The sequence below is a fragment of the Algibacter pectinivorans genome (genome assembly GCF_900112595.1).
Taxonomy (GTDB): Bacteria; Bacteroidota; Bacteroidia; order Flavobacteriales; family Flavobacteriaceae; genus Algibacter_B; species Algibacter_B pectinivorans.
Genome location: NZ_FOMI01000004.1, coordinates 131,377 through 145,889 on the forward strand (window position 1 = coordinate 131,377; position 14,513 = coordinate 145,889).

The following is a 14,513-nucleotide window of genomic DNA, read 5'->3' on the forward strand; positions in this document are numbered from 1 at the left end:
GTAAGGTTTTAAATTTTGTGATTAAAAAAAGCTAATATAAAAATTCTTACCCGTAAGAGGCTTCTTTTGTATTAAATTTGACCATAATTATCTGCCAAAAAAAGCAATTTTAGGTTAATGTAAATCAATTAAAAAATTGTTATTTTGTACCATAATCTAATGAATGACAGGACACGTTTATAAATCTACAGGAAGTTGGTACACCGTTAAGACCGAATTGGGCCATACTTACGAATGCCGTATTAAGGGTAAATTCCGTCTTAAAGGTATAAGAAGCACTAATCCTATTGCGGTTGGCGATGTAGTAGATTTCGAATTAGAAACGGATAACAATACAGAAACTGGTGTTATTCATAACATTCACGATCGGGTTAATTATATCGTTAGGAAATCTGTTAATTTATCTAAGCAAACCCATATTATTGCCGCCAATTTAGATCAGGTATTCTTAATGATTACTATTAATAATCCGCCAACCCTTACAAGTTTTATTGATAGGTTTTTAGTAACAGCCGAAGCGTATTCTATTAAAACGGTTTTGTTATTTAATAAGATTGATACGTATAATGAAGAAACTTTAAATGAAGTTCGTTACTTAGCCCATGAGTATCGGCAAATAGGTTACGAGTGTATTGGTGTATCTGCAACTACAGGTAAAAATGTAGATAAAGTAAAAGCTTTAATGCTTGGTAAAACGAGTATGTTTTCTGGCCATTCTGGAGTTGGAAAATCGACTTTGGTAAACACTATAGAACCTACTTTAAATATAAAAACTAAAGAGATATCTACGCAACATAGCCAAGGGCAGCATACTACAACATTTGCAGAAATGTTCGATTTAAGTTTCGATGCTAAAATTGTTGATACACCAGGTATTAAAGGTTTTGGTGTAGTGGATATGGAACGCGAAGAAGTTGGAGATTATTTTCCTGAAATATTTAAGCTTAAGCAAGATTGTAAATTCAACAATTGTTTGCATTTAAAAGAACCAAAATGTGCTGTAAAAGAAGCTTTAGAAAACGACGAAATTGCATATTCGCGCTATCGAAGCTACGTGCAAATTTTAGAAGGTGAAGATGAGCATTATAGAACGGATATTTGGGATAAAGAATGAAAGTAGTTATACAAAGAGTTACTAAAGCTAGCGTAACGATTGAAGGCGAAAAAGTAGCCTCGATAGAAAACGGACTATTAATATTACTAGGTATAGTAAATGAAGACACTCTAGAAGATATTACATGGCTATCCAACAAAATAGTAAACCTAAGAATTTTTGGAGACGAAAACGAGGTAATGAATAGGTCCTTAAAAGATACTAATGGAGATGTTATTGTTGTAAGTCAGTTTACTTTGCAAGCGTCAACTAAAAAAGGAAACAGACCAAGTTATATTAAAGCTGCCAAACCAGATGTGGCTATACCGCTTTATGAAGATTTTGTAAATCAAATAGAAAAAGATTTAGGTAAAAAAGTACAAACAGGGCAATTTGGAGCAGACATGAAAGTTGAGCTTTTAAATGATGGTCCGGTTACTATTATAATCGATTCGAAAAATAAAGAGTAATGGCATCCTTATTTGGGCACGGTATAGTTGGTTTTACAATAGCAAAAGTTATTGATGATAAAAACCTAAAATGGTTAGTGCTAGCCGCGGTGTGTTCTGCAATTTTACCCGATTTTGATGTTATTGCCTTTAAGCTAGGTTTTGCTTACGAGCATCCTTTAGGGCATCGTGGGTTTACACACTCCATACTATTTGCTGTACTTTGGGCTTTATTATTAATGCTTACTATAGGCAAGAAAAATAAGCTCATTTGGTTTTTAGTTATTTGTCTTTCTATGATTTCACACGGTGTTTTCGATGCTATGACTTCTGGCGGAAAAGGTGTTGGGTTTTTTATTCCTTTTAATAATAAGCGATTCTTTTTTCAGTTTAGAGACATATTAGTGTCTCCACTTGGTGTTGAAAACTTTATTTCTTCTAGAGGTGTAGCAGTGCTATTTAGTGAATTTAAATATATTTTTCTGCCTTGTTTTTTAGTATTGGGTATACGATTTTTAGTTTGTAAACTAAAAAACATGTATTACAACGAAATATGATTTTTCTTATAGAAAAATAATATATTCCGTTTTTAAATGTTTTTTCTACAATTCTATGAGCTTTAAAAATCTTGCTATTTTTTTTCTGTACTTTATTTCTTTTCAACTTTTTTCGCAAGAAAACCTATTCACAAGCTTTACTATTCATCCAAACCTGAACTAAAATGCTAATGCAGTAATACGTTACCACTCATTCCGACTTAATAAAACATACACACGATTTGCGAGCTAGTTTGATTAAATAGTGGGTTAAAGATGGACTCGACGATATTTCTAAAGCAAAAAAAATATATAAATACGTAAAACATAAAGTTGGAAATATGTAATATAAGTTAGAATTTATTACCGAATGATTCATTAAAAAACACTCAAGTAAAAATCTTCACTTTGCTTTAAAAGCTTATTTTAGTAAACTCGTAGAAAAAGAAGCCGAACAAATAGTTTTAACAAAAGGATAATGAACATACAAAACGCACAAAAAGAGGTTGATGATTGGATAAAGGAACATGGTGTTCGCTATTTCAATGAACTTACAAATATGGCACAACTTACCGAGGAAGTAGGTGAGGTGGCACGAATTATTGCCCGACGCTATGGTGAACAGAGCGAAAAAGAAAGCGATAAAGACAAAGATTTAGGCGAGGAGCTTGCCGATGTTATGTTTGTGGTGTTATGTTTAGCCAACCAAACAGGTGTCGATTTGCAGAGTGCTTTCGATAAACGCATGTATAAAAAAGGAAAACGCGACCACGACAGGCACCATAATAACGAAAAATTGAAATAACAATTTAAAAATAGTATAAGCGCAAACTTTAGGCTAAACCTATAAAAAAAGACTAATTTACTTAGTATTAATCTCTATTATGGAGTAAATTTGCGACTTCTTTTAAATTAGAATTTTAAGAATATGCACTTTACACTTCAAAAATCTAAAATAGCCCAAAAATCTGCTGTACAAATAACAGGTTCAAAAAGTGAATCTAACAGATTGTTATTGTTACAGGCCTTGTATCCTGAGTTTAAACTAGAAAACGTTTCAAACTCTGATGATAGTAATTTAATGACAAATGCATTAAGTTCACAATCCGAAGTTGTCGATATTCATCACGCAGGTACGGCTATGCGCTTTTTAACGGCATATTTTTCAATTCAAGAAGGTCGAGATACCATTCTTACAGGATCTAAAAGAATGACCGAGCGCCCCATAAAAATACTAGTGGAAGCCTTACAGGAATTAGGAGCCGAAATTAGCTATGAAGCTAACGAAGGCTATCCGCCAATAAAAATTAAAGGCACTAAGCTTACAAAACACAAAGTAGCCTTAAAAGCCAATGTTAGTAGCCAATACATATCCGCATTACTGCTAATAGCATCAAAGCTAGAAAACGGAATTGAGTTGACCTTGGAGGGCGAAATTACATCGGTGCCATACATAAACATGACCTTAAGTCTGTTGGACGAAATAGGCGTAGAGTCGTCATTTAAAGGTAATGTAATAACTGTAAAACCAAACACCAATACTTTAGAGCCTAAAACACTAACGGTAGAGTCAGATTGGTCATCGGCATCCTATTATTTTAGTATTGTAGCTTTAAGCGATGTGGGTACAGAAATTACATTAACATCGTACAAATCAAACTCTTTACAAGGCGATTCGGCTTTAGTAGAAATTTATAAACACTTTGGTGTATCTACCGTGTTTAACGGAAATTCGGTAACATTAAAAAAGGAAACCTCTAACTTAGAACCTCTAACGTTAGATTTAAAAAATGCACCAGATATAGCTCAAACCATTGCAGTAAGTTGTTTTGCTTTGGGTATGCCATGCGATTTAGTTGGTTTACATACGCTTAAAATTAAAGAAACCGATAGGCTTGTTGCTTTAAAAACCGAAATAGAAAAACTAGGTGGCAAAGTGCGTATTACAGATAAATCGTTACACTTAGCGGCATCAAATAGTATTAAAGAAAATGTTGCAATTGCAACATATAACGATCATAGAATGGCTATGGCGTTTGCACCTTTGGCGTTAAAAACTTCGTTGGTAATAGAGGATGCTATGGTGGTTTCTAAATCGTACCCAACGTTTTGGGACGATTTAGCGTCTATTGGGTTTACAGTTAAAAAATAAACTTTATTGTAATAGGCTGCCCGCGTTAGGGATAGCAGTGGATAGCCCACAGCCTGACGAAGGAAGTGCGAGGACTTGTAGCGTATAGCCCGACCCTTGTGGTAACGCCCAAAACACACTTTTTTAATAATAAACCGTCATTTACTTGACAACCCCTATGTTGAGATTGTATATTTGCGCTTTCTAAAAATTAATAAAAACTAAAACATGAAATTATCACACTTCGGTTTCGAATTACCAGAAGAACGACTAGCTGAGTATCCTGCAGAAAACAGAGACGAATCTCGTTTAATGGTACTTAATAGAAAAGAACAGACTATTGAGCATAAAATGTTTAAAGATGTTATTGACTATTTTGATGAGGACGATGTCTTAGTATTAAACAACACAAAAGTATTTCCTGCAAGACTTTTTGGTAACAAAGAAAAAACAGGAGCAAGAATCGAGGTGTTTTTATTAAGAGAATTAAACGAAGAGCAACGCCTTTGGGATGTTTTAGTAGATCCTGCACGTAAAATAAGAATTGGTAACAAACTTTATTTTGGTGATGATGATACTCTAGTGGCAGAGGTTATAGATAACACGACATCTAGAGGGCGTACATTACGTTTTCTTTACGATGGGTCTTACAGAGAATTCCGTATTAAATTAAACGAGTTAGGCGAAACACCACTACCTAAATACATAAAAAGAGATGTAGAGCCAGAAGATGAGGAGCGCTACCAAACCATTTTTGCTAAAAATGAAGGTGCCGTAGCAGCACCAACAGCAGGACTTCATTTCTCTAAACACTTATTAAAGCGTTTAGAAATTAAAGGTGTTAATTTTGCCGAAGTAACGTTACACGTAGGTTTAGGAACTTTTAACCCAGTTGAGGTAGAAGATTTATCTAAACATAAAATGGATAGCGAAGAGCTTAAAATAGGACCAGAAGCGGTAAAAATTGTAAATAAAGGTTTAAAAGAAAAACGCCGTATTTGTGCCGTTGGTACCACAGCGGTTCGTGCCGTAGAAAGTGCCGTATCTACAAATGGAGAGCTTAACGAGTTTGATGGTTGGACCAATAAATTTATTTTCCCACCATACGATTTTAGTATACCAAATGCTATGATTACTAACTTTCATACGCCAAAATCAACCTTGTTAATGATGGTTTCTGCCTTTGCAGGTCACGATTTTGTAAAACGTGCTTACGACGAGGCTATAAAAGAAGGATACAACTTCTACAGCTACGGCGATGCCATGTTAATCATATAATTATAAAGTATTTTAAATTATAATAAGCCTCTTTTTTAAGGGGCTTTTTTATGCATAATAATTAGGGCATTCCCCAAGGGTCGGGCTTTCGGCAGTCGCTTTTTTGTGTTGCATAAGCGCAACAACACAAAAAGAGCTTCAACAAATGCCTCAATCCCTAATGCGGCGTCCTAGGTGTAATTTATGTGCCATATAGTAACAGTAACAATTTGTTCCCTTTTTAAAGGGAAATGCCAATAGGCAGAGGGGTTTTTTTGCTTATTTTTGCATGCAAATGGAAATCAAGAAAAAAGACATACGCGCATTAACTAAAGAACAACTAAGAGAATTCTTTGAAAAAAATGGAGACAAGGCCTTTCGTGGTAATCAAGTTTACGAATGGTTGTGGCAAAAAGGAGCACATAAATTTGAGGATATGACGAATGTTTCAAAAGAAACCCGTCAAATGCTCGAAAATAACTTTGTAATAAACCACATTAAGGTAGACCAAATGCAACGCAGCTCGGACGGAACCATAAAAAATGCCGTTCGCCTTCACGACGATTTAATAGTAGAGTCTGTATTAATTCCAACAAAAACTAGAACCACAGCCTGTGTGTCAAGTCAGGTAGGGTGTAGTTTAGATTGTAAGTTTTGTGCAACGGCACGCTTAAAACGCATGCGTAATTTAAATCCAGACGAAATTTACGATCAAGTCGTAGCTATCGATAACGAAAGTCGTTTATATCATAATCGCCCCTTAAGTAATATTGTGTTTATGGGTATGGGCGAACCTCTCATGAATTATAATAACGTTATAAAAGCCATCGATAAAATAACCTCACCCGAAGGTTTAGGCATGTCACCAAAACGTATAGTAGTATCTACATCTGGTGTGCCAAAAATGATTAAAAAAATGGCCGATGACGATGTTAAATTTAAACTTGCCGTTTCCTTACATTCTGCTATAGACGAGGTAAGAACCTCTATTATGCCCTTTAATGCTACCTTTCCGCTTAACGATTTAAGAGAAGCATTGCAATATTGGTATGCCAAAACCAAAAACAGAATTACTTACGAGTATGTAGTTTGGGATGGTATAAATGACAAAAGAAAAGATGTAGATGCCTTAGTCGAGTTTTGCAAATTTGCACCAAGTAAAGTTAATATTATAGAGTATAACCCTATAGACGATGGCGAGTTTCAACAAGCACAATCCAAGGCAATAGATATGTATGTCGAGGTTTTAGAAAGTAACCATATAACCGTAACAGTAAGACGAAGTCGTGGTAAGGATATTGATGCCGCTTGCGGGCAATTAGCTAATAAAAGTTAAACAAAAAGAGCTGCAATTCACAGCTCTTTTTATTTTAATGGTTTATAAAAATTAGACTTTCATAATTTTTAATGTTGCATTCCTTTCTTCAGATTTTATAATTATAAAATACATTCCTTTACCAAGCGTAGATAAATTAATAGTATTTTTTACAATGCTATTTGGTTTAATATCCATAACGCGCTGTCCTAATTGATTAATTACTTCGGCAGAATCTATAGTTTCATTGGTGTCAATTTTTAAAATATCTTGTACAGGATTTGGATAAGCACGAGCTACCTCAAGTGTGTTGTCTTTGGTAGATAAAGACGTTGTATAAGACACTTCAAAATCATCAACAACAATATATTCATTATTTGTGCAGTCGTAATGTCTAATTAGTATTCCAATAGTTTTTCCTGCAAACGTAACCGGAATACTAGCTGTAACTATTTTAGCACTAGCAGTTCCTCCGGCTGTTAGAGTTTCTTCTAAAATATTATCGTCAAGCGATGGGCCTACAGCATTATCGTATACATATACAGCATAATGTTCTGCAAAATCAGGGGTGTAAGATGCACCTACGCGCATTTCAAAAGTTGCAGTAACAGCTTCTGCTGGTAATAAAAATGTAGGCGTGTATAATAAATTATCTGGTGTTAAAGGAACAGTAGCCCAAGATTGTGAGGCAAATACATTACCTGTAAAGCCAACAGTGTCAAAATTTCCGGGGCCGTAAGCATCCCAATTATTACCATCTCCATCTAAGTCGTTAATGCCCCAATCAGTCAAATCTTCTAAATCAGAAGACCAAACCACTGTTTGAGCGTTAAAGGATATGGTTAAAAATAAAAGTAAAAGAGTTAAAGTAATTTTTTGCATATTATGTGGTTTAAGGATTAATACATAATTTAATCTTTTTTAAAAATTTTTTTCCGATTAATAGCCTTTATTATTGTTATAAGGTTAAATTTTTTATGTTTGTTTTTATTTCAAGATTATAGTATAGATATAACATTATTAGTAGATTTGCTAAAACCATAATTATATTTGAAAGTAGTAGAACAAATTAAGCAGCCAATAGCCTATGAAATGGATCTTTTCGAGCAAAAGTTTCAGCTTTCAATGTCTAGCAAGGTGGCTTTATTAAATAGGATTACCCACTACATTGTAAACCGGAAAGGGAAACAAATGCGACCAATGTTTGTGTTTTTGGTTGCAAAAATGGTTTCTAATGGCGAGGTTAGTGAGCGTACTTATAGAGGGGCATCGGTAATCGAGTTAATACATACCGCTACTCTAGTGCATGACGATGTGGTTGATGATAGTAACCGTAGGCGTGGTTTTTTCTCGGTAAACGCGCTTTGGAAAAATAAAATAGCTGTGCTTATTGGCGATTTTTTGCTATCTAAAGGCTTGTTGCTTTCTATTGATAATAATGATTTCGATTTACTTAAAATCATCTCTATAGCCGTTCGAGAAATGAGCGAGGGCGAATTACTTCAAATAGAAAAGGCTAGAAAACTAGATATAACAGAAGACGTTTATTACGAAATTATAAGGCAAAAAACGGCAACCTTAATTGCGGCATGTTGTAGTTTGGGAGCGGCTTCGGTTAAACCAGACTCTGCGCACGTAGAATCTATGCGTAGGTTTGGGGAGTTAATTGGTATGGCATTTCAAATAAAAGACGATTTGTTTGATTATGGCGATACACAAATTGGTAAACCTACAGGAATTGATATTAAAGAGCAAAAAATGACATTGCCTTTAATTTATGTGTTAAATCAAGCCTCAAAAAAGGACAAAAAGTGGCTAATTAATTCGGTTAAAAATCATAACAAAGATGCAAAACGTGTTAAAGAAATTATTGCCTTTGTTAAGGATAATGGTGGTTTAGACTATGCCATTACAAAAATGAAAGCCTTTCAAAAAGAAGCCTTACATTTACTAGAAAACTTTCCGGATTCAGATTATAAAAGTTCACTTAAACTAATGGTAACTTATGTTATCGATAGAAAAAAATAAACTATTGTTGCTGTTGCCCTTGTTGCATAACTTCTAAATTACGTTTGTAGCTATTGCTTGTTGTCGATGTATTAAAAACAGGAGTGTCAACAATAGTGTCTTGGCTCGTTTTAACCTCTACACTTACTTCCATCTCTGCTTCAACGTTACCTTTGTAAACCCCTTTTACAGGAGAGCAATCACTATAAGAGCGTCCTACAGCAATCCTAACGTGGTTTTCGTTAGCTATGGCGTTATTCGTTGGATCTATACCTAACCATCCGTAAAACGGAATATACACTTCAACCCATGCGTGCGTAGCTCCGGCACCTCTAGTAATTGTATTATTAGGGCAAATATAACCGCTAACGTAACGGGCTGGCAAGCCTAACATTTTTATCATTTTTAATAACACATTTGTAAAGTCTTGGCAAACACCAGCCTGTAGTTTCCAAGCTTCTTCTATTGGCGTGTTTACATTGGTTATTCCAGATTTGTACTCAAAATTTTCATGTACATATTCGCATAACTCCAATACAGCTTTAAATGGCGATTTTGTTTTAAGCATTTTATCTAAAATAATATTCTTAATATCCTCGCAGCCAGAAAAGGGTTTAAATTTAGTGTAATCTAGAAACTCAATCGTGTTTTTTATACGGTTTAATTCTTTCCATTGCGAAGTAATATCTGCACTATCATCTGGAAAAATTCTTTCGGTGGTATGTACTTCAATTTCCGATATTATACTTAATTCACTGTGCGGTTCGGTAACCATAAACGTACCAACACGGTTATTAAAAAAGTCTATAAAGCTTTCAATGTAAGGGTTGTTAGTTACCGATATTAAATGAGATTCTACCTTTTGGTATTCATCATTTATAGGGTGAAGTCGTAATAAAGTCGCCCCATCAATAACCGGACTGCTATACGTGTATTTTGTAATATGTTTTATATAAAATGTAGCCATGAGGTTTAAAAATCAATTGTTATGCGAAAAGTAAACTGCGTTAATATTTAAAGATATGTTTCTAATATCCTCTTTAATATCATTTATAAAATTAGATAGTCCTTGGTTGTTAATGTTTTCAATGGTGGTATATTTTATTCTGCTTTCAAGTTTCCCTAATAAAAATTCTATTTTGTTTTTTTCTAGCTCTTCACATTCAATTAACTGGTTAATGTGTTTATTAAGTTTATTTATACAATAATAAACCGATCTAGGAAATAACTTATCTTGAAATACCATACTTATTACGTGCGCTTCGTTAAATGTGGATTTATGTGTTTTTAAATACAGTTGATATCCACCAATAGAAAGCAATAAGTTTTTCCAGTAAAAACTTTTTTCCAAAGCATCGGTTGTGTTACTAATATCTATAAGTTTAAGCGAAGTAAAATCTGATATAAGGGTAACGCGTTCTAAATATTTGCCTATATTCATAAAGTAATATGATGGACCACGCTCCTGTGTAATATCGGAAGTGCCGTAATATACCAGGTGGTAGTTTCTTAATTCTTCTAAGAATTGAACAGGGTCTTCTTCGAGTTTTTTGGGTAAATCGTTCTTTGTAAGATAGAGGTAGTAGTTATTAATGCATAACCAAAGCTCTCTAGAAATATGTTCTTGAACACTTCTTGCATTTTCTCTAGCTTTAGTTACAATATTTAGTATAGAATTAGAATTCTCGGTATTTAACACCATAAACTTAATGCACTCCAAAGCATCTTCGGTAAAGAATTCATTATCATAAGTTGTAAATGTTTTCATTATTGGTGTCCAAGAGAATAATTCTGGCGAGTCTTGGTTGGCATAGTAGTTTACTTTAAGTAAACTTAAAATACCGTTACCGCGTTCCATATATCTATCTAACCAAATAAGATTATTTGCTACTCTACTTAACATATATTAACTTTTTAAAAGAATTATTCAATTACCCATGTGTCTTTACTGCCACCGCCTTGAGAGCTATTTACTACCAAGGAGCCTTTTTTTAAGGCTACCCTTGTTAGTCCGCCAGGGCAAATATCTATACCGTCTTTACCTGTTAAGGCAAATGGGCGTAAATCGATACAACGTGGCGACAATTTACCATCTATATAACAAGGCGCTGTAGAAAGGCGTAAAATAGGTTGGGCTATAAAATTTTCAGGCTTTTTCTTTACATTATCTAAGTAGTCTTTTATTTCTTCGTCGGTCGCTTCATGTCCCATTAGCATGCCATAACCTCCGCTACCATCAGTCTTTTTAATAACCATGTCTTTTATGTTTTTAGTAACATAGTCAAGCTCATCTGGTCTGCCTAATTGGTAGGTTTCTATATTTTTTAAAATAGGGTCTTCGCCTAAGTAGTATTTTATCATGTCGGGCACATAAATGTAAATTGCTTTATCATCAGCAATACCTGTGCCTGGAGCATTTACAATATTTACATGACCTTTTCTGTAAGCCGCCATAATTCCGGCAACTCCTAAAACACTCTTTTCATTAAATTCTAGGGGGTCTAAAAAGTCATCATCAACACGTCTGTAAATAACATCAACTTGTTTTAAACCGTTGGTGGTTTTCATATAAACAAAATGGTTTTTTACAACTAAATCACTTCCTTCAACCAACTCAATACCCATTAATCTTGCCAACGTAGTATGTTCATAATAAGCCGAATTATAAATACCTGGTGTTAGTAAAACAATGTTAGGCTCCGGTTTATTTGAAAGTTCTTTTAGTTTTTTGTATAATAAGTTAGGGTAGTTTGATACCGATTTTACATTACTTTTAGGCAATATACCAGGAAACAAACGCTTAGAAATTTCTCTGTTTTCTAGCATATAACTTACGCCAGATGGCGTTCTTAAATTATCTTCAAGAACATAAAATTCACCATCGTTATTTCTAATTAAATCGACTCCAGAAATATGTACATAAATATCGTGAGGTACTTTTACACCCTTCATTTCACGTAAATAATTAGGACAGGAATAAATTAACTCGCCAGGTACAATGCCATCTTTAATTATAAACTGCTCGTTATAAATGTCTTTTATAAATAAGTTTAAAGCTTTAAGACGTTGCTTAATACCAGACTCAATTTTTTGCCACTCGTTAGCTGTTATAATTCTTGGAACAATATCAAAAGGGAATATTTTTTCTATACCTTCATTGTCGTTGTAGACCGTAAACGTAACCCCTTGACTCATAAAAAGTTGTTTTGCAAGATCTTCTTTTTTTGTGAGTTTTTCAGAAGAGGTGTTTTCTAAGTACGTTATAAATTCTTCGTACTGCGCTCTAAACACAGCACTATCGTTATACATTTCATCCCATGTTTTTGGGAGTAAGTCGTATGAAGAAAATAAATCGGTCTTGGCCATAGTTTTACGTTTTCTTAAATGTAATAATAATTTATACAATATTTAAAAAATTATGAAGATGATTGAAAATAAATTAGTGATTTATAATTAATGCTGAAAATAATTTTAAATATGCTTTTTTTATATAAAGAAATTATGATTTCTTTATTATATGAATGTTAAGCGTTTCATTTTTATGAAATCCTAAATCTTTAATGAGAATAGCTCTTTTTTTGCTGTGTTTATTTGTTGCGATTTAGCTTTACAACCTTTAATTATAAAGTGTTAAAAAGATTACTAATGTGTAGTTGAAACGTTTCACTACAACCATTTTTTTAAATTACTTAACAGGTTTAACTTCTAAAATGTATTATTTTGTATTACTTTTACATGCACTAAAATCCTAAACTTTTGATATCACCGTCTTCCATCGATCAAGTATTTGAAACCGCCCGAGTAGAGGAGGTTATTGGTGATTTTGTTCAGCTTAAAAAAGCGGGAAGTAATTTTAAAGGATTAAGCCCATTTAGTGATGAGCGTTCTCCAAGTTTTATGGTGTCGCCGGTAAAACAAATTTGGAAAGATTTTTCGACCGGTAAAGGTGGTACAGCGGTTTCTTTTTTAATGGAGCACGAGCATTTTACCTATCCAGAAGCTATTCGATATTTAGCCAAAAAGTATAATATTGAATTAGAAGAAACCGAGCAGTCCGATGAGCAAAAAGAAAAAGCAAACGAACGCGAAAGTCTGTATTTAGTAAGCGAGTTTGCAAACACCTATTTTCAAAAAGTATTGCATAAAACCGATCAAGGACGATCTATTGGCTTAAGTTATTTTAAAGAACGTGGTTTTACAGAAGAAACTATAAAAAAATTCGATTTAGGATATTCTCTTAACGAGTGGCAAGCCTTTACAGACGAGGCATTAAAGCAAGGTTATAATATAGATTATTTAGCTAAAACGGGACTTACAATTGTTAAGGAAGACAAGCGTTTCGACAGATTTAAGGGGCGTGTAATGTTTCCTATAAAAAGTATGAGTGGGCGTGTTTTGGGCTATGGCGGACGTATTTTAATTGCCGATAAAAAAGCGGCTAAATATGTAAACTCACCTGAAAGTGACATTTACCATAAAAGTAAAGTGCTTTACGGTATTTATCATGCTAAGCAAAGTATTGCTAAGGAGGATAATTGTTATTTGGTTGAGGGGTATACCGATGTTATTCAATTTCATCAAACAGGAATTCATAATGTGGTATCTTCATCGGGGACAGCTTTAACTTCGGAGCAAATTAGATTAATTAATAGATTAACAAAAAATATAACGGTACTTTTTGATGGCGATGCGGCAGGAATGCGAGCCTCTCTTCGTGGTATCGATTTAATTCTGGAACAGGGCATGAATGTTAAGGTTTGTACCTTTCCAGAAGGCGAAGATCCAGATAGTTTTGCTAAACAAAATACCTTAGAGGAGCTTGCGCTATATTTAAATGAAAACGCTAAAGATTTTATTCAATTTAAGGCGTCAATTTTGTTTGAAGATTCTAAAAACGACCCAATTAAAAAGGCCGAAACTGTTAGAGATATTGTTAATAGTATTGCTAAAATTCCAGACCGAATAAAGAAGGAAATTTATATTCAGGAATGTGCTAGAATTATGGATTTAAGCGAAGAGGTACTTTTTAGCACCCTAGCTCAAATGGATAAAAAGGAAGCGCAAGACGATCATAAAAAAGCACCTCCCGAGCAGCAACAGGCTTTTAATGTTATTAAAAACTACCAAGAACCTGTCCAAAAAGTTGATGTACAGTATTTATTAGAGCGAAAAATAATAGAAATATTATTGCTTTACGGAAATAAAACTGAAGATTTCGAAGATTTAGTTTTAAAAGAAAATGAAAAGGGAGAATTGATTCTAGAACCTATAATTCAGCAAGCCAAGGTATTCGAGAAAATATTTTTAGACCTTCAGGAAGATGAAATGCAGTTTACAAATGCGCATTTTAAAACGCTTTATTACACTATAATAGATCGTTTAAATCAAGATAAAAATTTTGAGTTAAAAACGTTTGTAAATTCTGTAGATCAAGATATGGCTAATGAAATTACTACTATTTTAATGGATGATGAACGTTATGCTTTAGATGATTGGAATAGGATGAATATTTTTCCTAAACAAAAAATGAATAGTGTTGGGCAGTTGGTAAGCGAAACGATATTGAGCTTACGCTGTTTTTTAATAGATTTAAAGGTAAAAGAGTTTCAACAGGAAACCCTACTAAACAAAATAGACTCGAATAGAAATATACTTGAAGAAGTAAAAGACTATTCGAGTCTAAAAATGTTACTGTCTAGAAAATTAAACAGAGTTTTGTAACTGC

Annotated in this window: 13 protein-coding genes; 9 read left to right on the forward strand and 4 right to left on the reverse strand. The window is 33.7% G+C overall.

The window, feature by feature from the left end; genetic code table 11:
- Positions 1-163 precede the first annotated feature (163 nt).
- The 7 genes from rsgA to rlmN all read left to right on the forward strand — a co-directional run bounded on the left by rsgA (position 164) and on the right by rlmN (position 6,802).
- Positions 164-1,114: a ribosome small subunit-dependent GTPase A gene (rsgA, locus tag BMY96_RS07750; protein ID WP_092851085.1), complete on the forward strand. Its 951-nt coding sequence runs from the start codon at positions 164-166 to the stop codon at positions 1,112-1,114.
- Entirely contained in the window at positions 1,111-1,563 is a 453-nt protein-coding gene (dtd, locus tag BMY96_RS07755; protein WP_092851086.1) for a D-aminoacyl-tRNA deacylase, read from the forward strand. The genes rsgA and dtd overlap by 4 nt, the downstream gene beginning before the upstream one ends.
- Positions 1,563-2,099: a metal-dependent hydrolase gene (locus BMY96_RS07760; protein WP_092851087.1), complete on the forward strand. Its 537-nt coding sequence runs from the start codon at positions 1,563-1,565 to the stop codon at positions 2,097-2,099. Before dtd ends, BMY96_RS07760 begins: the two co-directional genes overlap by 1 nt.
- Before the next feature lie 457 nt (positions 2,100-2,556).
- Positions 2,557-2,883, forward strand: a complete 327-nt coding sequence (locus BMY96_RS07765) for a nucleotide pyrophosphohydrolase (protein ID WP_092851089.1) — start codon at positions 2,557-2,559, stop codon at positions 2,881-2,883.
- A gap of 123 nt (positions 2,884-3,006) precedes the next feature.
- Complete coding sequence (locus BMY96_RS07770) at positions 3,007-4,230, forward strand: 3-phosphoshikimate 1-carboxyvinyltransferase (protein ID WP_092851090.1); 1,224 nt, start codon at positions 3,007-3,009, stop codon at positions 4,228-4,230.
- A gap of 207 nt (positions 4,231-4,437) precedes the next feature.
- A complete protein-coding gene (gene queA, locus BMY96_RS07775) occupies positions 4,438-5,487 on the forward strand; it encodes a tRNA preQ1(34) S-adenosylmethionine ribosyltransferase-isomerase QueA (protein ID WP_092851091.1) in 1,050 nt (349 codons plus the stop codon).
- Between the two features lie 274 nt (positions 5,488-5,761).
- The gene (gene rlmN, locus BMY96_RS07780; protein WP_092851302.1) at positions 5,762-6,802 is read left to right on the forward strand and encodes a dual-specificity RNA methyltransferase RlmN; all 1,041 of its coding nucleotides are present in this window, start codon (positions 5,762-5,764) and stop codon (positions 6,800-6,802) included.
- 51 nt (positions 6,803-6,853) lie between these two features.
- On the opposite strand, the gene BMY96_RS07785 is transcribed toward rlmN, so the two are convergent.
- Entirely contained in the window at positions 6,854-7,663 is an 810-nt protein-coding gene (locus BMY96_RS07785; RefSeq protein WP_092851092.1) for a T9SS type A sorting domain-containing protein, read from the reverse strand.
- 168 nt (positions 7,664-7,831) lie between these two features.
- On the opposite strand from BMY96_RS07785, the gene BMY96_RS07790 reads away from it, so the two are divergent.
- Positions 7,832-8,809, forward strand: coding sequence for a polyprenyl synthetase family protein (locus BMY96_RS07790; protein ID WP_092851094.1), 978 nt, complete (start codon positions 7,832-7,834; stop codon positions 8,807-8,809).
- Position 8,810: 1 nt separating this feature from the next.
- Here BMY96_RS07790 and BMY96_RS07795 read toward each other — a convergent pair whose 3' ends face one another.
- The 3 genes from BMY96_RS07795 to BMY96_RS07805 are packed head-to-tail and all read right to left on the reverse strand — an operon-like array spanning position 8,811 to position 12,154.
- Positions 8,811-9,755, reverse strand: coding sequence for a transglutaminase family protein (locus BMY96_RS07795; protein ID WP_092851095.1), 945 nt, complete (start codon positions 9,753-9,755; stop codon positions 8,811-8,813).
- Between the two features lie 12 nt (positions 9,756-9,767).
- Positions 9,768-10,691, reverse strand: a complete 924-nt coding sequence (locus BMY96_RS07800) for an alpha-E domain-containing protein (RefSeq protein WP_092851096.1) — start codon at positions 10,689-10,691, stop codon at positions 9,768-9,770.
- A gap of 20 nt (positions 10,692-10,711) precedes the next feature.
- The gene (locus BMY96_RS07805; RefSeq protein ID WP_092851304.1) at positions 10,712-12,154 is read right to left on the reverse strand and encodes a circularly permuted type 2 ATP-grasp protein; all 1,443 of its coding nucleotides are present in this window, start codon (positions 12,152-12,154) and stop codon (positions 10,712-10,714) included.
- A 390-nt stretch (positions 12,155-12,544) separates the two neighbouring features.
- Between BMY96_RS07805 and dnaG the strand changes: the two genes are divergently transcribed.
- Positions 12,545-14,509 (forward strand): DNA primase, encoded by a 1,965-nt coding sequence (gene dnaG / locus BMY96_RS07810; RefSeq protein ID WP_092851097.1) that lies wholly within the window; start codon positions 12,545-12,547, stop codon positions 14,507-14,509.
- The last annotated feature ends 4 nt before the right edge of the window (positions 14,510-14,513 follow it).

What these genes read in the sequence shown, in the direction of transcription:
- rsgA (WP_092851085.1), top strand. Translation starts at nt 164, where the DNA reads ATGACAGGACACGTTTATAAATCTACAGGAAGTTGGTACACCGTTAAG.
- dtd (WP_092851086.1), top strand. Translation starts at nt 1,111, where the DNA reads ATGAAAGTAGTTATACAAAGAGTTACTAAAGCTAGCGTAACGATTGAA.
- BMY96_RS07760 (WP_092851087.1), top strand. Translation starts at nt 1,563, where the DNA reads ATGGCATCCTTATTTGGGCACGGTATAGTTGGTTTTACAATAGCAAAA.
- BMY96_RS07765 (WP_092851089.1), top strand. Translation starts at nt 2,557, where the DNA reads ATGAACATACAAAACGCACAAAAAGAGGTTGATGATTGGATAAAGGAA.
- BMY96_RS07770 (WP_092851090.1), top strand. Translation starts at nt 3,007, where the DNA reads ATGCACTTTACACTTCAAAAATCTAAAATAGCCCAAAAATCTGCTGTA.
- queA (WP_092851091.1), top strand. Translation starts at nt 4,438, where the DNA reads ATGAAATTATCACACTTCGGTTTCGAATTACCAGAAGAACGACTAGCT.
- rlmN (WP_092851302.1), top strand. Translation starts at nt 5,762, where the DNA reads ATGGAAATCAAGAAAAAAGACATACGCGCATTAACTAAAGAACAACTA.
- BMY96_RS07785 (WP_092851092.1), bottom strand. Translation starts at nt 7,663, where the DNA reads ATGCAAAAAATTACTTTAACTCTTTTACTTTTATTTTTAACCATATCC.
- BMY96_RS07795 (WP_092851095.1), bottom strand. Translation starts at nt 9,755, where the DNA reads ATGGCTACATTTTATATAAAACATATTACAAAATACACGTATAGCAGT.
- BMY96_RS07800 (WP_092851096.1), bottom strand. Translation starts at nt 10,691, where the DNA reads ATGTTAAGTAGAGTAGCAAATAATCTTATTTGGTTAGATAGATATATG.
- BMY96_RS07805 (WP_092851304.1), bottom strand. Translation starts at nt 12,154, where the DNA reads ATGGCCAAGACCGATTTATTTTCTTCATACGACTTACTCCCAAAAACA.